The organism is Bacillus sp. FSL W7-1582 (assembly GCF_038593325.1).
In the GTDB taxonomy this organism is placed as follows: Bacteria; Bacillota; Bacilli; order Bacillales; family Bacillaceae; genus Bacillus; species Bacillus altitudinis.
In genome coordinates this window covers 1,225,391-1,242,859 of record NZ_CP151987.1, presented here as the reverse complement: position 1 = coordinate 1,242,859, position 17,469 = coordinate 1,225,391, and the positions used below count along the sequence as shown (strand labels likewise).

Annotated in this window: 18 protein-coding genes; 6 read left to right on the top strand and 12 right to left on the bottom strand. The window is 39.0% G+C overall.

Features of this window, described 5'->3' with window-relative positions; translation table 11 throughout:
* Window positions 1–93 precede the first annotated feature (93 nt).
* Complete coding sequence (locus NSQ11_RS06330) at window positions 94–225, top strand: hypothetical protein (protein ID WP_255201815.1); 132 nt, start codon at window positions 94–96, stop codon at window positions 223–225.
* On the opposite strand, the gene NSQ11_RS06325 is transcribed toward NSQ11_RS06330, so the two are convergent.
* On the bottom strand, window positions 214–1,113 hold the full coding sequence (locus NSQ11_RS06325; protein ID WP_035700416.1) for an N-acetylmuramoyl-L-alanine amidase: 900 nt from the start codon (window positions 1,111–1,113) through the stop codon (window positions 214–216). The genes NSQ11_RS06330 and NSQ11_RS06325 overlap by 12 nt on opposite strands.
* Before the next feature lie 303 nt (window positions 1,114–1,416).
* Between NSQ11_RS06325 and NSQ11_RS06320 the strand changes: the two genes are divergently transcribed.
* Window positions 1,417–2,001 carry an ImmA/IrrE family metallo-endopeptidase gene (locus NSQ11_RS06320; RefSeq protein ID WP_017359603.1) on the top strand — a complete coding sequence of 195 codons (585 nt, stop codon included), beginning with the start codon at window positions 1,417–1,419 and terminating at the stop codon, window positions 1,999–2,001.
* Here NSQ11_RS06320 and NSQ11_RS06315 read toward each other — a convergent pair.
* Entirely contained in the window at window positions 1,992–2,615 is a 624-nt protein-coding gene (locus tag NSQ11_RS06315) for a poly-gamma-glutamate hydrolase family protein (protein ID WP_116306750.1), read from the bottom strand. The genes NSQ11_RS06320 and NSQ11_RS06315 overlap by 10 nt on opposite strands.
* A 244-nt stretch (window positions 2,616–2,859) precedes the next feature.
* Between NSQ11_RS06315 and NSQ11_RS06310 the strand changes: the two genes are divergently transcribed.
* Entirely contained in the window at window positions 2,860–3,231 is a 372-nt protein-coding gene (locus tag NSQ11_RS06310) for a DUF5412 domain-containing protein (protein WP_046527518.1), read from the top strand.
* A 39-nt stretch (window positions 3,232–3,270) separates the two neighbouring features.
* On the opposite strand, the gene NSQ11_RS06305 is transcribed toward NSQ11_RS06310, so the two are convergent.
* Entirely contained in the window at window positions 3,271–4,095 is an 825-nt protein-coding gene (locus NSQ11_RS06305; protein ID WP_046527519.1) for a methyl-accepting chemotaxis protein, read from the bottom strand.
* Between the two features lie 221 nt (window positions 4,096–4,316).
* Here NSQ11_RS06305 and NSQ11_RS06300 point away from each other — a divergent pair, with 221 nt between their 5' ends.
* Window positions 4,317–5,786: an FAD-dependent monooxygenase gene (locus NSQ11_RS06300; protein ID WP_008346304.1), complete on the top strand. Its 1,470-nt coding sequence runs from the start codon at window positions 4,317–4,319 to the stop codon at window positions 5,784–5,786.
* A gap of 27 nt (window positions 5,787–5,813) precedes the next feature.
* On the opposite strand, the gene hag (NSQ11_RS06295) is transcribed toward NSQ11_RS06300, so the two are convergent.
* The 6 genes from hag (NSQ11_RS06295) to NSQ11_RS06270 form a co-directional block, all read right to left on the bottom strand.
* On the bottom strand, window positions 5,814–6,635 hold the full coding sequence (hag, locus tag NSQ11_RS06295; RefSeq protein WP_008346306.1) for a flagellin Hag: 822 nt from the start codon (window positions 6,633–6,635) through the stop codon (window positions 5,814–5,816).
* Between the two features lie 288 nt (window positions 6,636–6,923).
* A complete protein-coding gene (gene hag / locus NSQ11_RS06290) occupies window positions 6,924–7,796 on the bottom strand; it encodes a flagellin Hag (protein WP_008346308.1) in 873 nt (290 codons plus the stop codon).
* Window positions 7,797–8,009: 213 nt separating this feature from the next.
* Entirely contained in the window at window positions 8,010–8,930 is a 921-nt protein-coding gene (hag, locus tag NSQ11_RS06285) for a flagellin Hag (protein ID WP_008346310.1), read from the bottom strand.
* Between the two features lie 274 nt (window positions 8,931–9,204).
* Window positions 9,205–10,107 carry a flagellin Hag gene (gene hag / locus NSQ11_RS06280; protein WP_017367065.1) on the bottom strand — a complete coding sequence of 301 codons (903 nt, stop codon included), beginning with the start codon at window positions 10,105–10,107 and terminating at the stop codon, window positions 9,205–9,207.
* 230 nt (window positions 10,108–10,337) lie between these two features.
* Window positions 10,338–11,819: a kelch repeat-containing protein gene (locus NSQ11_RS06275; RefSeq protein WP_046343328.1), complete on the bottom strand. Its 1,482-nt coding sequence runs from the start codon at window positions 11,817–11,819 to the stop codon at window positions 10,338–10,340.
* A gap of 145 nt (window positions 11,820–11,964) precedes the next feature.
* A complete protein-coding gene (locus NSQ11_RS06270) occupies window positions 11,965–12,579 on the bottom strand; it encodes a TetR/AcrR family transcriptional regulator (RefSeq protein ID WP_046343327.1) in 615 nt (204 codons plus the stop codon).
* A 215-nt stretch (window positions 12,580–12,794) separates the two neighbouring features.
* Between NSQ11_RS06270 and NSQ11_RS06265 the strand changes: the two genes are divergently transcribed.
* Window positions 12,795–13,907, top strand: a complete 1,113-nt coding sequence (locus NSQ11_RS06265) for an NAD(P)-dependent alcohol dehydrogenase (RefSeq protein ID WP_007498906.1) — start codon at window positions 12,795–12,797, stop codon at window positions 13,905–13,907.
* Window positions 13,908–14,045: 138 nt separating this feature from the next.
* Here the strand turns inward: NSQ11_RS06265 and alr are convergent, their stop codons facing one another.
* A complete protein-coding gene (gene alr / locus NSQ11_RS06260; protein ID WP_046343326.1) occupies window positions 14,046–15,227 on the bottom strand; it encodes an alanine racemase in 1,182 nt (393 codons plus the stop codon).
* 650 nt (window positions 15,228–15,877) lie between these two features.
* Between alr and NSQ11_RS06255 the strand changes: the two genes are divergently transcribed.
* Complete coding sequence (locus NSQ11_RS06255) at window positions 15,878–16,249, top strand: hypothetical protein (RefSeq protein ID WP_008348328.1); 372 nt, start codon at window positions 15,878–15,880, stop codon at window positions 16,247–16,249.
* Window positions 16,250–16,341: 92 nt separating this feature from the next.
* On the opposite strand, the gene NSQ11_RS06250 is transcribed toward NSQ11_RS06255, so the two are convergent.
* Both NSQ11_RS06250 and NSQ11_RS06245 read right to left on the bottom strand, forming a co-directional pair.
* Complete coding sequence (locus NSQ11_RS06250; protein ID WP_129548240.1) at window positions 16,342–16,761, bottom strand: GNAT family N-acetyltransferase; 420 nt, start codon at window positions 16,759–16,761, stop codon at window positions 16,342–16,344.
* A 20-nt stretch (window positions 16,762–16,781) separates the two neighbouring features.
* Window positions 16,782–17,351, bottom strand: coding sequence for a TetR/AcrR family transcriptional regulator (locus NSQ11_RS06245; RefSeq protein WP_342501319.1), 570 nt, complete (start codon window positions 17,349–17,351; stop codon window positions 16,782–16,784).
* Window positions 17,352–17,469 lie beyond the last annotated feature (118 nt).

Genomic DNA, 17,469 nt, shown 5'->3' with positions numbered 1-17,469 from the left:
TAAAGGACGCGGAACATCATCCGCGTCCTACTTCCGTTTTCACATCTACTTGCATACAATAAAACCAACTGCTGCAACGATTGAGGTGCCAATATGAAAAAGAAACTTAAACAATTGAGGTATGTTCAGTTTGCTGAATTTAAGCCATCCCCTTATATCTGCCGATTACATGAAAAAAGTGAAGCCGTCATTCAAGCGGCCAAAAAGAAAGACTCACTGATTTAATAGTTGAAGCAACTTCACTTTTGTTTTAGGACCGTATACTCCATCACTTGTTAGACCATTCATCAGTTGAAATCGCGCGACGGCATTGGCTGTTTTTTCCCCATAAACGCCATCAATGCCCTTATCTGCAGCTGTTTTGTCAGGATAAAAATACACAGCAGCAAGCGCTTTTTGGACGAGACGTACATGCTCCCCTTTTGTCAGAGGTGATGTCACCTTTAACACCCCATCCGGCAGTTCATAACTGAGCTTTTCTTCTGCATGATAAATCTTGAGAACTTGTCCAACTCGAATCATGTTCGGGTCACTAATCTGATTCCATGTCTGTAAATCACTCACTGTGACACCATGGGCTTTGGCAATACTCGTTAGCGTATCCCCGCTTTTCACCACATATGTGATCACCGTTTCCGGATCACCTGCAGTCTCAATTCCTCTTTTAAATTCATCCCATGTAGCTAGCAGCAGACGTGGACATGTTTTTCCTGACCAATGCTGATGCGTCACCACATTTGCTAATGGAATGCCATGTTCTTTTAAAAGCTTTTGAATAAGCCACTGGGCATGTTTGACAGCTTGTTGAAAGTTTCCATCTTCGTTTTCACAAATTTCAATGCCAATCGATTTTCGGTTGCCATCTCCATGTCCATCCCCAGCATGCCACCCATTTTCATTTAAAGGGAGATGCTGAAAAATTTCTCTGTCATCCACTGTGAAGTGCCAGCTTACCTCTGTTGTTGAGCGTTTGACATATGCCGCATGACTTTTTGCGTCAGCTCCCTTAGATGTATTGGCTGTGTTATGCACAGTTACATAAAGCGGCGTCATAGCATATCCTGGCCGATTTCCGTTTCCAACTGGAATAAAATCTTGATAAATTTGTACCATGTTTTGCACTCCTTTTTGCTAAATTGATGTTTGATCTTGCTCATCAATCGGTGGCAAACGTAAGACAAATTTGTTTGTTTTCGTCATAAGACTATGGTAAAATTTGAATTCAATCGCCATTTTATCTTTATAAAAAAACAGAATAAAAACAGGAAAAACTTCCAATTTTCTTTGATTTTATGTTAAAATTGTTAAAAACAAGCCGATATAAAAAGTAAGCGATAGCTTTATTAGCCATTTAGTCCTATATGGACTTTTCTTTTACGGCAAAAATAGAACATACGTTTGTATGGAGGTTTTGACATGACTTATTTTTTAACCCATTTAGAAGAAGATATTAAACGGTTATACACTCAACTGCAAATAAGCGGCCCTGCCTATGTAGACATGCATAGGATCGCAGCTGAATTTCATGTATGGGTACACTACGAGGATACTGGCAGCATGATGATCAAACATCAAGGTCTTTACAGTATTATTTTAAACAGAGCCTTATCGTCAGAAGAACAGTGGCAGGATTTCGCCCACGAGCTTTGTCATGTGCTGAAGCATACAGGCAACCACTTTAACATGCACAAGCTCTTTCGAGAACTGCAAGAGTTTCAAGCAAAACAATTCATGTATCACTTTTGTGTTCCGACTTTTATGCTGCTGCAAATGACGCTCCCAAACCTTAGGCAGCAAGCCATTTTGCATATTGCTCAAACATTTCATGTCACTCGGGCTTTTGCTGAAAAACGGCTTGCTCTATTTGAACAGCGAAGAGCCGGCATTCAATTTCAAAAAGAATTTACTTCTTATTTAATGAGAGCCAGCAAGGTCGCAGAAAATGAAGCTACATATCAAACAAAAGCGTCAGCACACGTGACGTCAGAAGTTTATTCATAAAGGCTTAACACTTGTTTCAGCGCATTTGTGTATTGATAAAATTGTTCGGTTTGTGTATCACGCCTACGGCTCCGCCTAAAGTCTTGAAAGAAAGCTCTTCTCTGAGCTTGGCTAATTTCAATTTGAACACTTTTTCCTGTGAGGCATTGATTATTAATATTTTGAGGATGTGTTCCAGCAAATTGATCCGATTCAGATAAAAGCAAGGCATGGAAGCCATTTTGTGTGAGACACTTCACTGTTTCAGCAGCTTTTTCCCTGTCGGTACCGCCAACTAAAGTTTGTAGGACCTCTGTTTCTCCATAGCCGTGGAGTGCAAATGTATAATGATGTGTATGCACTTGAGAAAGACAAATCGGCTCATCAAAACGTGTGCTCGTAATATGAAGAACATGATTGCCTTTCACTTTAAGGCCCTCGAATAAATACATAGAATAATCGGTTGCTACTTCATGGACCAGCTCGCTCACGCCAGATTCAATTCCGCCCGCATGAGGTGACAGGACGAGAAGCTGATCCCCTTTCCGCTGATGAAGAATTTGATAGTCGATCCCTTTTCTTTCATGAGCGGAAAGCTCTTCATAATTTTGATACGTATCTATGATTTGATTCATTCCATCTGCCCCATTTCTCTATATGAGCATAAGTCTACTGATCGCAAATTCTTTTGTAAAGTGTTTTCGAATGACCAGTGTGATCTGAATGCATCCTTAAATTTTCCTTATCTTTACGGGCTAACTGTTGAATGTTGAGAAAAAATGACCGATAATTGAAATGAATAGAACTTTTGGACTATATGAATCTTTTTGTAATCTCTCTCATATATTAGAATATTGCGATCTACACCTGGAGGAATTCATGTTTAAAAAGAAAACCACCATCACCCTTACCATCTTATGTCTTAGCTTCGCCGGAATTATTTACTGGAAATGCTTCTCTCTTCAAGGCGTGTCTCACGGCACATTCATCCGCTCGATATCATCACCTGATGGAGCCTATACCATTAACACATATCGACATAGCGGAGGAAAGCTAAAAGAGAATGCGGTCAGAGCAGAAATTGAAAACAAACTCACCCATCACAAAAAAACAATCTACTGGAAGTACCCTGATAAAGATCCTCTGATTAAATGGGAAAATGCACAGCTCGTTCAAATTGGACATGAGTTTTTAAATGTGGTCAAAGGTGAAACATACGATTATCGCTTTGATCAGAAAAACAGAAAATAACGAGCCAACAAAAAAACGAACCCTTTTTGGATTCGTTTTTTACGTTAACATCGCCTTTTGCATAAATTCTTTCATTTCTTTACTAACCATCGTCAACCTATCTACAATTTCACTAAACTCCGTCACTAATAAAGCTTGTTCTGAAGATGACCCTTTCATATGGCCCATACTCTCAAGTAATGTATGTATATTAGAGGAAATCCCTTGCAATGAGCTTTCTATGTTTTCTGTTGCACGTGAGGTTTCGCTTGAGAGCTTTTGAACCTCGCTCGCTACCACACTAAAACCCGCTCCCTCTTTCCCTGCCCTGGCTGCTTCAATTGAAGCATTCAATCCTAGCAAACTCGTTTGTTTAGAGATACCTTTGATCATTTTAGTAATATCTGAAGTTTTTTTCGAGCTTTCAAGTGTTTGCTGTGTTTGGAATGTCATTTCCTCACTTGTCGCAGAGAGCTCTTCTGAATGAGCCGCCACCACATGTACTTTTTCTTGAATACTTTGAATGATGTCGTTCAATGACTCCATATACGCCTCGAGTTCTATTTGATTTTTAAGCGGAAAACCTAAAGCGATTGCACCAATGACTTGATGATTTTCATCGAAAATCGGCAATCCCATTGCATTTAAAGGCGTCCCATACACCGATTCAGGTACGAATGTACTTGATGTTTCTCCTCTAAGCGCATTTTTCATATTCTGATCATCTGGTTTAATGGGATCTCCTGTCCGTATTTGAAAATCCACATCTTTTGATGGCAAATACAACAAGAATTTTTCTCGATCAATGACACCCATCGTCACTTCATCTTTTAAAATCTTCATCATATAAGGTGCTGCGGTTACAATACTCTGTAGTATATCCATTCTCTCTACCCCCTTAATATATTTATCGGTCATTCCTCTTAAATTTGATCATTATTTTTTAAAAATAATGATCAAGATTGAAGTTTTTTTCATATTTACGAGTAAAAAGTATGCCAATTCCTTTCTATATTCAAAAAAACAAGAATTTGCTATACTTAGAAAATCAACATATGATGAAATGGTCATGTAACCATTTTATATATTCACTGGAGGCGCATGTTGTGACACAACCCATGAAGTATGAGCGGGCGATCGTCATCGGAGGCGGAATAACGGGAATGCTCGCTGCAAAGGTTTTATCAAGTTTTTACCTTGAAGTATTGATTATTGAAAAGGACGAATTGCCAGACTCTCCTGAGAATCGTCTTGGCACGCCTCAAGCTTTTCATCCACATAGAATGCTGCCACTAGGCAAACAAATAGTGGAACGTCTATTTCCTGGTTATACAAAAGAATTACTCGAAATGGGCGGGTACAACACATGGCATCAGACATCTCGATTTTTGACAAAAGATGGCGAGTTAGTACTCACGGATACTGAAGAAACAGCTGTCACACGACGTGCCATGCTAGAGTGGGTGCTGATGCAAAGAATGTTACGTGAGGAACGTGTTCAATTTTTAGAAAAACATGAAGCGATCGCTCTTCTTTTTGAAGAAGAAACGACTAAAGTGAGTGGATTACAGGTCAAAGATCGGAGGATAAAGCCTGGAATCATCAACAAAATGAGTGCGGACATAGTCATTGATACGTCTGGAAGAATGTCTAAATTGCCAAAATGGCTGAAAAGCGCAGGGCGAACCTTGCCGCAGACAGATGAGCTAATCGTGTCTCTTGGCTATAGCACAAGATACTACCAAATACCACCTGAGGCACCGAATCTGGAACCAATGGTCATCGTTGGACAGCCAAAGAAGAAAATTCCAACAGGACTGTTTGAACGAGTAGATCATGATTTAGTAGCGGTTCTTCTCTCAGCAGCTGGCGGTTCTCATTATCCAACAACAGACGCTGATCAGTTTGATGCAGAGACCGCTAGGCTGACCAATCCCTCGATAGCAGAAGCCATCACTCATTTAATTCCCTATACGAAACCAAAAGGATTTAGAGTTCCGGCTTGTGTCAGAAACCACTATGAACAAATGGAAGATTGGCCAAGCGGCTTATTGGTCATGGGTGATGCCTTATGCACATTAGATCCAATACATGGTCAGGGAATGACAAAGGCAGCTCTTGAGGCACAGACACTTGAGCGTATGCTCAAACAAGCACAAGAAAATGAGCTTATTTCTTTCGAACGACATACCTTACAACAAATGCAGCACGCCAATGAACTTGGCTGGTGGCTTTGTGCAATTGCGGATATGGCATGGGAAGGCGTCGAGTTAAAAGGAACCCCCATTCCCCATCTGACATTTGTACAAGAATTTTTCAATTATTATGTACAATATGCCGTTCAAACAAAACAAACTAAATACCTTGAGGCATATCATCGTATGCATTCATTCTTAATGGAACCGAGAAACATCATCAACCTAGAGCAGCTGCAAGACATGATTCAAGCTGACTCCACTGGTGATGTCAGCCACTGGTGGCAGAGGTGGGATCAAAAGAATGATGAATTAAATCGAGCTTTCTTTTACGAAGCTGTTCCTGACTTTCAATTACATCTGTTGCTAAAATCAACATAAAAAAAGCCCCTCAACGGGGGCTTTTAATTAACGTAATAATTGAAGTACGTTTTGTGGCTGTTGGTTCGCTTGTGCAAGCATTGCTTGAGACGCTTGAGAAAGAATGTTGTTCTTAGTGAACTCACTCATTTCTTTCGCCATATCAACGTCACGAATACGAGACTCAGCAGCTGTTAAGTTTTCAGCAGAAGCACCAAGGTTGTTAATAGTGTGCTCTAGACGGTTTTGGACCGCACCAAGTGATGAACGTTGTTTAGATACAGCGCCGATTGCCGCATCAATTTTTTCAATTTCAGTATCGAAATTGAAGCCATCAACACTTACATCAATATCTTTAACTGTTAATGTTTCTGCATCCATTTTACCAATTTCAACAATAATATGTTGTTCCTTGTTCGCACCAATTTGGAATTGGAATCCGTCTGTAACATCTCCATTTAAAAGGTTCTTTCCGTTAAATGCTGTGCGGCTTGAGATACCATCAATCTCTTCAACAAGTGCTTTAATCTCATCTTGAATCGCCGTTAAATCCTCAGTCTGCTGTGTACCTACGTTACCCGCTTGAACTGTCAACTCACGCATACGTTGAAGAATCGCATGTGTTTCAGTTAATGCACCTTCAGCTGTTTGAATAAGGGAAATACCATCTTGTGCGTTTTTAGACGCCATTTCTAACCCCCGGATTTGTCCACGCATTTTTTCAGAAATCGCAAGACCTGCTGCGTCATCTCCTGCACGGTTGATACGAAGACCAGAAGAAAGCTTCTCCATGTTCTTTTGCCCTGCTCCATTATTTGCAGACAAACGGTTCAGTGTGTTAAGTGCTGCGATATTGTGGTTAATTCTCATATTAAATGACCTCCATGTGTTTGAACCAATTAGACATCCATGTCCAAAAGTTCTAAATTAGAATTTTTTTGTAAGCCTTACAATCCATTTATCGAACTTTAATGGAATATGTTTAACAAAAAAGGAATAAATAAGGAAAAAGTCTTATTCATTATGATTGTTTCGCTAGAGTATGCCAAATTTAAAGGTCATTTTTCATGATTTATCAGAGGGATTTAAGAATCATAATTAAGGAGAAAAAACGAAGAAAAAACGGCATTAAAAAAAGCCCCATCAAGGGGCCTTTCATTAACGTAGTAATTGAAGTACGTTTTGTGGCTGTTGGTTCGCTTGTGCAAGCATAGCTTGAGACGCTTGAGAAAGAATGTTGTTCTTAGTGAACTCACTCATTTCTTTCGCCATATCAACGTCACGGATACGAGACTCAGCAGCTGTTAAGTTTTCACCAGAAGCACCAAGGTTGTTGATTGTGTGCTCTAGACGGTTTTGAACTGCACCAAGTTTAGAACGTTGATCTGAAACTTGTTTAATTGCATTGTCAACGATATCTAGTTGATCATCGAAACTAGTTGTTGCAAAATCAGTTACTTTAATAGCAGATACTGTTTTAGTAGCGTCAGTTGGATCTGTTCCAATTTTATCAGCAGACATCGCTTTGATGTTCACATCTAATTTTTGAGCTTTGTTTGCACCAATTTGGAATGTTAATGTATCTGTTTCAAAGTCGCCATTCAACAATTTTTTACCGTTGAATTCAGTACGATCAGAAATTCCATTTCCATCCGTTCCGCCACCGATTTCTTTGATAAGGTTGTTGATTTCCTCTTGAATTGCACCAAGATCTGTATCGTCTTGTGTACCCGTGTTTCCAGCTTGAACCACTAGTTCACGAACACGTTGAAGGATTGAGTGAGTTTCAGTCAATGCACCTTCAGCTGTTTGGATAAGAGAGATACCGTCTTGTGCGTTTTTAGAAGCCATTTCTAGTCCGCGGATTTGTCCACGCATTTTTTCAGAGATTGCTAGACCTGCTGCGTCATCTCCTGCACGGTTAATTTTAAGACCAGAAGAAAGTTTCTCCATGTTCTTTTGGCTTGCACCGTTGTTTGCAGACAAACGGTTTAATGTGTTAAGTGCTGCGATATTGTGGTTAATTCTCATTTCCTATTACCTCCATGTATGCGGGACCTGACAGACGTCCTTGTCTGAAAAAAGCCCTTTTTTCTAGGGTCTATATACCCTGACAAGTGTATTATCGGTTTATTTTATAGGAAGTTTAACATTCTTTAATATTTTTTATCGCATTTTAACATATTCAGTTTTATGAACTGTATGAAGTTAGGAAACAAAAAAAGCCCCATATAGGGCTCTTCATTAACGTAGTAATTGAAGTACGTTTTGTGGTTGTTGGTTTGCTTGTGCAAGCATTGCTTGTGAAGCTTGAGAAAGAATGTTGTTCTTTGTGAACTCACTCATTTCTTTCGCCATGTCAACGTCACGGATACGAGACTCAGCAGCTGTTAAGTTTTCACCAGAAGCACCAAGGTTGTTGATTGTGTGCTCTAGACGGTTTTGAACTGCACCGAGTTTAGAACGTTGGTCAGATACTTGTTTGATCGCCCCATCAACGATATCTAATTGATCATCAAAAGAAAGTGCGCCAGCAGCAGCTGGATCAGCAAATTGTGTTACATCGATGTCAGCTACTGCGTGGTCTGCAATAAGAGCACCAGTACCGGGATCAACCGCACCAAGTGCTGTAGAAGACATTGCTTCAATATTAACTTCTAATTTTTGTGCTTTATTTGCACCAATTTGGAAAGTTAATGATTTTGGTGTAGCACCAGCTGCGCTGAACGTACCGTCAAGTAATTTCTTTCCGTTAAATTCTGTACGATCAGAGATACCGTTTTTATCAGTACCATTTCCAATTTCTTGGACAAGGTTCTTGATTTCCTCTTGAATTGCACCAAGATCTGTATCGTCTTGTGTACCCGTGTTTCCAGCTTGAACCACTAGTTCACGAACACGTTGAAGGATTGAGTGAGTTTCAGTCAATGCACCCTCAGCCGTTTGGATAAGAGAGATACCGTCTTGTGCGTTCTTAGTAGCCATTTCTAATCCGCGGATTTGCCCACGCATTTTCTCAGAGATTGCTAGACCTGCTGCGTCATCTCCTGCACGGTTGATTTTAAGACCAGAAGAAAGTTTCTCCATGTTCTTTTGGCTCGCACCGTTGTTTGCAGATAAACGGTTCAGTGTGTTAAGTGCTGCGATATTGTGGTTAATTCTCATTTCCTATTACCTCCATGTATGTGGGACCTGACAGACATCCTTGTCTGAAAAAAGTCCTTTATTCTAGGGCTTATCAACCCTGACAATTCTTTTATCGGCTTATTTCATAGGAAGTTTAACATTTTTTAATATATATTGATCAATTTTACATATCTTTATTCACCATTTAGTTTTAAATAGATTTCTATTATGCTATTCGTTCAAGTGATGAGCACATAACCTGTATTAAATTGAATAGGAACAAAACAAAAAAGCCCCATAAAGGGGCCTGTCATTAACGAAGTAATTGAAGTACGTTTTGTGGCTGTTGGTTCGCTTGTGCAAGCATTGCTTGTGAAGCTTGAGAAAGAATGTTGTTCTTTGTGAACTCACTCATTTCTTTCGCCATATCAACGTCGCGAATACGAGACTCAGCAGCTGTTAAGTTTTCACCAGAAGCACCAAGGTTGTTGATCGTGTGCTCTAGACGGTTTTGAACCGCACCTAGTTTAGAACGTTGATTTGAAACTTGTTTGATTGCACCATCTACGATGTCTAGTTGCTGATCAAATGTAAGTGTTGGTGTAGCAGCAGCGAATTGTGTAACATCAATGTTAGAGACCGCTTGACCAGTTACAAGAGTTCCATCTGGTTGAGTAGCACCAATTTTATCAGAAGACATTGCTTCGATATTTACATCTAATTTTTGTGCTTTATTTGCACCGATTTGGAAAGTTAAAGTAGCTGTACCATTAGCGAAAGCACCATTCAACAATTTTTTACCGTTGAACTCAGTACGATCAGAGATACCATTTTTCTCAGAACCATTACCAATTTCTTGGACAAGGTTCTTGATTTCTTCTTGAATTGCACCAAGATCTGTATCGTCTTGTGTACCCGTGTTTCCAGCTTGAACAACAAGCTCACGTACACGTTGAAGGATTGAATGAGTTTCAGTCAATGCACCTTCAGCTGTTTGGATAAGTGAGATACCATCTTGTGCGTTTTTTGAAGCCATTTCTAATCCGCGGATTTGTCCACGCATTTTTTCAGAAATCGCTAGACCTGCTGCGTCATCTCCTGCACGGTTGATTTTAAGACCAGAAGAAAGTTTCTCCATGTTCTTTTGGCTCGCACCGTTGTTTGCAGATAAACGGTTTAATGTGTTAAGTGCTGCGATATTGTGGTTAATTCTCATTTCCTATTACCTCCATGTATGTGGGACCTGACAGACGTCCTTGTCTGAAAAAAGTCCTTCGTTCTAGGGCTTATCAACCCTGACAATTTTAATATCGGATATGGTTATAGGATGTTTAACAGATTTTTTAAAAAATAACGCATTTTTAATGACATTAGTCCTAATTTTAACAATTTCACAAAAACAAAAACTACTGATCTTTCACCAGCAGTTTTTCCATTATATGAATATCAGTATTGTTTGATATCAAACATTAGGATATTTTGGTACACCACATAATCCTTCTTACTTGTAAAAGGCCCTTTATTATGCTCATCATTGATTTCATAGAAGTTCATCCCAATTCCAAAGCTTCTTTCTTTGTACCAGTTAAGAAAATTGTTGATTTCTTTCATTGAGAGCAGATAATCCTTTTGCAGTCCGTTTATCATAGTAATTGAAAGTATACCTTTTGTTGATTCTTTCCCTGGCTTTGTTCCATCCTGATCTTTCGGTTCTTCGGTTGATCCATCACCAGGTTTTGTTCCGTCCTGATCTTTTGGCTCTTCTGTTGTACCATCACCTGGCTTTGTTCCGTCCTGATCTTTCGGTTCTTCGGTTGTATCATCACCTGGCTTTGTCCCGTCCTGATCTTTCGGCTCTTCGGTTGTATCATCACCTGGCTTTGTTTCCTCCTGATCCGTTGACACTTTTTGCAGATCTTTTAATGGAATAGAGATAACAGATTTAAAATTGTTTTTGACAGAATGACTACCAATTGATTCAGCATAGTCTCTTCCACCAATAACATATAATTGATCATCAGCAATAACTGCCACAGATCCAACTCTACCTTCAGGGATTTCATATAAAGAATCTTTAACTTGACTAGTTTTTGGATCAAATATTTGAACTTGTTTTAATAATTTGCTAGATCTATCTCCAATTTGCTGTCCACCAATGATAAATAGTTTATGATTATATGTCGCAAATGCAGCTTCATAGGCAAAAGAATTTAATTGCACATCCTTTAAGCGTTGCCACTTCCCTAGCGACCTATCATATTCTAAAATGTCTTTATCTTTCCCTCGGCTAACATTAGCCTCACCACCAGCAATATATATTTTCCCATTTATTTCTGAAATACTTCTACCTTGGTGATTCACTAATAGGGAACTATCTAAAGATTCCCACTCTCCACTTACCGTATCATAGGAATAAAAATTTTCTTTATAGGATGATAAAGAGGATACGATATAAATCTTTTCTCCAACTGTAACAGCTCGTAAGGCACCTGTTGTATAGGATGTATATATAAATTTATCAGGCATCTTAATCGGTTCTTCTGTCCATTGGTCAAGTTCTGTATCATAAACATCCATAGTTCTATGAACTGTTTTAGTCGTTTCATAGAGACCGCCAATGACATAGATTTTTTTATCTACTGTCGCATAAGCAGCTCCTGTTCTTGACCTAGGCATCGCTGATTTTTCTGTCCACGAATTAGTTTTAGGATCATACATATATGTTGAATCATTGAACTTAGACTGCTGGCTAGCTCCACCGAATACATATATTTTTCCGTCAACTACACCTACACTTGCTCCGATACGCTCTTCCGGTAAGTCCGCTCGCTTCGTCCAACCATTTGTCTCAGCTGCATGAGCTTTTAACGGATGAATTGTGACCATCATAAAAATGGTCAAAAGCACTAAAAATAATCCTTTTTTCATCGTTTCTTTCCTCCATCTCTTAAATTTCCCTCCTTTTATCGACATATTTGTAATAAAATTTAATTTTTACCGTTGTGCCTGTCATAAATTTAGGACGCTCTTATTTCTATTAATATCTTTCTACATATATCACTTTTATATGACATTACCTTTTCATAATCGCTTCTTCATTTTTCAACTGAATCATGAGTGAGGATTGAATATATAATAAATTGATAATACGTCGTGCCATTTCTGAGGGAGATGCATTGTAGTCATTTCTGATCCATTCAATGATAAAACCAAAGATGCCGTATGAACGATACTGGACAAAATAACTGTCGTTGATTTCTGCATACTGATCACTCACAAACGACATTCTATTTTGGAAAATATATTGTATTTTTTTAAGCAATTTTTCTTGTATGTGGGGAATTCGGTCTTCCATCACTAATAAATCATAATAGTCGCGATTTTCAACGATATATTGAAATACATCGGTGCCCTCTGGTTTCATGCGAGTTAAATCCAACAGTGGATTTTCACGAGTCGGCTTACAAAATTCATATTCGAAATTGACCATTTCCCGGTGAATAACATCTGCTGCTAATTCATCTTTACTTTCATAATGCACATAAAACGTGGTCCGATTATAGTTTGCCTTTTCCACAATATCCTTCACTTTTACGTGCGAATATCCTTTTTCTTTTACTAGTATTTTGAATGTTTGACGAAGTGTTTCTTTTGTTCGCTCAACACGGCGATCCTCTTTTTTGATCATGGGGCCCCTCCTTTAGACACTTTTTAAAAAATGTTGATTAGAGATACATAAATTCATTTGTGTTGAAAACCTATACAAAAAAGATTTTTTGCTGATTGAAACGGAAAATCTTTCGTCCTACAATCAACTTAGTCATAAAGAAATGAATTTTTTGTGACATTTGATCTAACCTTTCTTCAGAATATCATACTATACAAAAAGTGAGGGCACATGATATGGAAATTCAAGCGATGGTCACAACAAATGAAAAAGATTTCGAGAAACAAACACTATTACTAGATGATCCAAAAGCAGATGAAGTGCTTGTCAAAATCGTTGCATCTGGCGTTTGTCATACGGATGCCACTGTATTAGATGGCACGCTCCCTGTCCCACGTCCTGCTTTATTAGGACATGAAGGCTCTGGCATTGTCGTAAAAGCAGGTTCTAATGTCACAACCGTTCAAGAAGGAGACCACGTTGTACTTGGTTTCGCTTATTGCGGTCATTGCCATAATTGTCTTGACGGGAACGCTGGTGGATGCGAAAACATGATTCCACTGAATTTTTCTGGTCGTAATAAACATAATGAAACGCCTATCCATACACATGATCATCAAGATGTATCACAATTTTTTGGTCAATCGTCATTTGGTACATATGCAACGGTTGATGAGAAAAATGTGGTGAAAGTAGACAAAGAAACTGATTTACGTTATTTAGGACCATTCGGTTGCGGCTTAATGACTGGGAGCGGTACTGTCTTAAATTCACTTGCTCCAGCTCCAGGTACAAGCTTTGTTGTGTTCGGTACAGGTGCTGTTGGTTTAAGTGGGTTAATGGCAGCAAAAATTGCAGGCTGTGATCCGATTATTGCCGTTGATATCCATGATAGCCGCCTTGAGCTAGCAAAAGAATTAGGTGCAACACATGTCATCAACAGTAAACATGAGAATCCAGCTGAAAAAGTGAAGGAAATCACAGAAGGAAAAGGAGCACATTACTCATTTGAAACAACTGGAGTACCAGAAGTCACGCTAGCTGCCCTTCACTGCCTGCGTGTCAAAGGAACTTGTGCAACAGTAGCAGTAGGAAAGCGCGATTTAACGTTTAATGTGACCAATGATCTCATGCTCAATGCGCTCACGTTAAAAGGTGTGATAGAAGGCGATGCCGTTCCTCAACTATTCATTCCTAAACTAGTCAAGTTCTTTAAAAATGGACAATTCCCAGTTGAGAAACTAGCAAAATTCTACGAATTAGAAGAGATTGAACAAGCTTTTGAAGATTCTAAAAATGGATCTACGATTAAACCCATTCTTATTTTAGATAAAGAGTATCGAGCTTAAGCCGAAATAAGACGTGAAACTCAAATCCATCATCATTACGATGAAAATAAAAAAGATTGTAGAAAAATATGAGTTTCTCTACAATCTGAATCCCCCTTTATAAAGGGGGATTTTTGCAATTTCATGCTGTCCTTACTTTCACACATACATCACCGGCGTCGATATTTTAATAATCTTCCCGCCTCGACGATAAAACCTTGGAACACGGCGGCTTAATGTTGCAATGACTTCATAGTTAATCGTATTGAGCATTTCAGCAATTTCATCAACAGAAATTTCTCCGCCCTTTTGACGGCCATAAATGACGACTTCCTCGCCTTGCTTTGCTTTCATCTCTCCTAAGCTGATCATCGTCATATCCATTGTGACTCGGCCAGCAATCGGCATTCTTTCTCCGCGGAAAAGCATAAACCCTCGATTGGATAAAGCACGTGAGTACCCATCTGCATAACCAATCGGTATGGTTGCAATGACTTCGTCAGGCTTTGCCACATAGGTTGCCCCATAGCTGACGGTTCTTGGCTTTGTCACCATTTTCTTCACGAACGCAATTCTTGCTTTTAAACTGAGAGCGGGCTCTAGCTGAACAGCGTCTAAGCTTTCAATGTATTGCGAGGGATACAATCCATAAAGTCCGATACCAAGCCGGATCATATCGGCACTAAATTCAGGAAACGCAATCGAAGCAGCTGTATTGTTCATATGTACGGTCGGCAGTTTGATCCCTTCTTCTTTCAAAAACCGAAGAAAATCAATGAAGATGCTGTGCTGCAGCAACGTGAAATCAGGGTCAGGCTCATCCGCAGTGGAGAAATGCGTAAATATTCCATCCCACCTCAGGTTTTCACTCTTTTCAAGCGCCTTCACCACCGCTAACAGCTCTTCCTTTGTCCGTACACCTAATCGCCCCATCCCCGTGTCAACATTGACATGAATCCCAAGCCGTCGCTTGCTTTCTTCTTCCGCTAAGATCTCATTTGCTTGAGCAATCCAGTCTTCTCGAAGGCCGGAGAGATCAATTCTCCAGGCTGCGGCCCTTTTCACACAATCGAGCGGTGTAAATCCAAGCACAAGAATAGGTGCTTCTATTTTTGCTCTTCGCAATACAATCCCTTCTTCTAAGCTAGCAACTGCGAGCTCCGTCGCACCGCTTTCTAGTGCCTGCCGCGCTACCTCCACTGAACCGTGTCCATAAGCATTCGCCTTCACGACAGCCATGATCTTACTCTTCTTTGGAATATGCGCTTGAATGGCTTCGATATTTCTTTTAATTGCATCAAGATTAACTTCGATCCAGACTTCCCGGCAAAGTTTTTTCATAATCGTTCCTCCTTTTAACATAAGTTTCTTCTGTAATTTGTGTTCGTTTTAACATATAGTCTATCTTTATTCATTTATACAAAAAACATTCAATAAGAACCAAGACCTGTTAATTCTTGAAAAAGCCTATATAGACTTGAATACTTACATTCACACTGAAATGACATTAATGATAGGACCTTACAAAACTGAAATAATTATGATGCTCTTGATAAAGCTTGGCTTTCACAATCTAGTTCAAAATAGAGTCCCGCAAACGGTCAATGCCGTGTCACTTCTTTAGTTGTAAATGATCTTTTAAGCGGCGAATGAATGAAGATAGAATTAGGAAATGGCTAGATTTTTTTCAATATCATCCATGGGAAAAGATTAGACTTTTCCTCTTCACAATTCTCTGAGGAAATTTCTTAAAATAGGTAGATATTCAAATCGAGAAGGAGCTTTAGCAATACGAGTAATGAGCAATATTCTTACTAAAAAATAATGTTTTAAATTTTTAATAGATAGATATTAAGTCGTTTTCTTCACAGAAAATTTCAATTCATCCCGAAAGGAAAATTTTCACAATTAATTAACACTTTTTAACAGGAATATCTCGATTTAATATCGAATTAATGACTTGTAAACTAATTTAAAAGGAGTGCTTTAGAATGAAAATGAAGAAATCTATGTATTCTCTTATTGCTGTTTCTGCATTGACTTTTACTATTGGAGGGGTTGCTTCTGCTCAAGAATCCGTTCAAACTAATCATCTTTCATCTATGCCTATTACGCTAAAATCTTTATCCGCGGATGCTCCAATTAAAACAAATGCAAGAAATATCACAATTAACGTAGGATCTAGTTATCCTATTGATGACATTGCCTCATATGCTGTTGTTGTGAAAGGATCACAGTATGTCTCTGTATCCGGTAGAGATATTAAAGGGTTAAAAGATTCAGGTAGTAACCAAGTAGAAGTATGGATGTATAAATCAAATGGCGCTCTATTAGGCGCTCTTTATATAACGGTTAGAAAGTAAATTAAAAAGCCTCTATTATGGAGGCTTTTTTTTAAGCAGGATCACCAATACCTAACGTGTGAGTCACATTAGATTATTTTACAATTTTATCCTTATTCATAAGCAAGCACCCAGTACTTCGCCCCAGGTTCCCCTTCCTCTACAACAGCCTTCCATCCTCTTTTTTGATAAAAAGACAAAGCTTTGTGATTTTCGGATACACATTTGAGGGTGACTGGTGTTCCGAGCACTTTGATCGCATGTTTCAGCAACAAATCGCCAACCCCTTGACCAGCAGCTTCTGGATGTACAAACAAGAGATGAATAAAACGATCTGGTACATATAATGAGATGAATCCAAGGATTTTATTGCTCTCCTCAGCTAAGAAAATTTGCTCTTCCTTCGTATCTTGATCAAAATCTTGCAGTTTGATTTCTTCTGTATTGAGCCAGTGAAAGCTCTGACGTCGGGATTCTAAATAGATTTGTCTTAATTGTGGATAATCTTCTATGCTTGCTTCTCTAATCAACATCGCAACATCCCCTATGTTTTTTAATTTGAATTTAAAATGTGTTTTGCCTGTGTTCTACCTGCCATTAACAATTGATCACTGAACTGCGAATCATTGACAGCTCGTGCAAGAGCAATTGTACCAATCATGCTGCTTACTAGTGCGTAACTGGTAGAGAGATCTATGTTTCCCGTATCAGCTATAAACGCCATAAACCGTTTCAATTCATCTGTATAGGCTTTACGTACCTCTTGTGATAATTGAGCAATCTCCCCTGCCAGTGCAGGCAATATACAGCCGATCTCCGTCTGATCACGGTGAACGGAACTTAAATAAAAGTCAATGATCGTCTGAATTCGAGGCAGATCTGCCTTCTTGTCTGCAACACTTTGCAGCAGCTTGATCGTATCAGTAATAGCAAAATGAAAAGTCTCTATTACCAACTGATCCTTGTTCTTAAAGTGAGCGTAAAACCCTCCATGAGTTAGACCTGCCCCTTTCATAATGTATGGCAAACTGATACTACGGACGCCATTTGTTCGAAATGCTCGTGCAGCACTAGCGATGATCTGCTCTCTCACTTTTGACTTATGACCTTTCGGATAAGGCATCCTCTTTCCCCCTCCTTCCTTTTAACTCGTCTAAGTATATTTATCAAAATATTATATTCATCATATTATCATGTGTCAATTGACTGAAATCTATCTTTCCTCACTCAGATGGGATTGA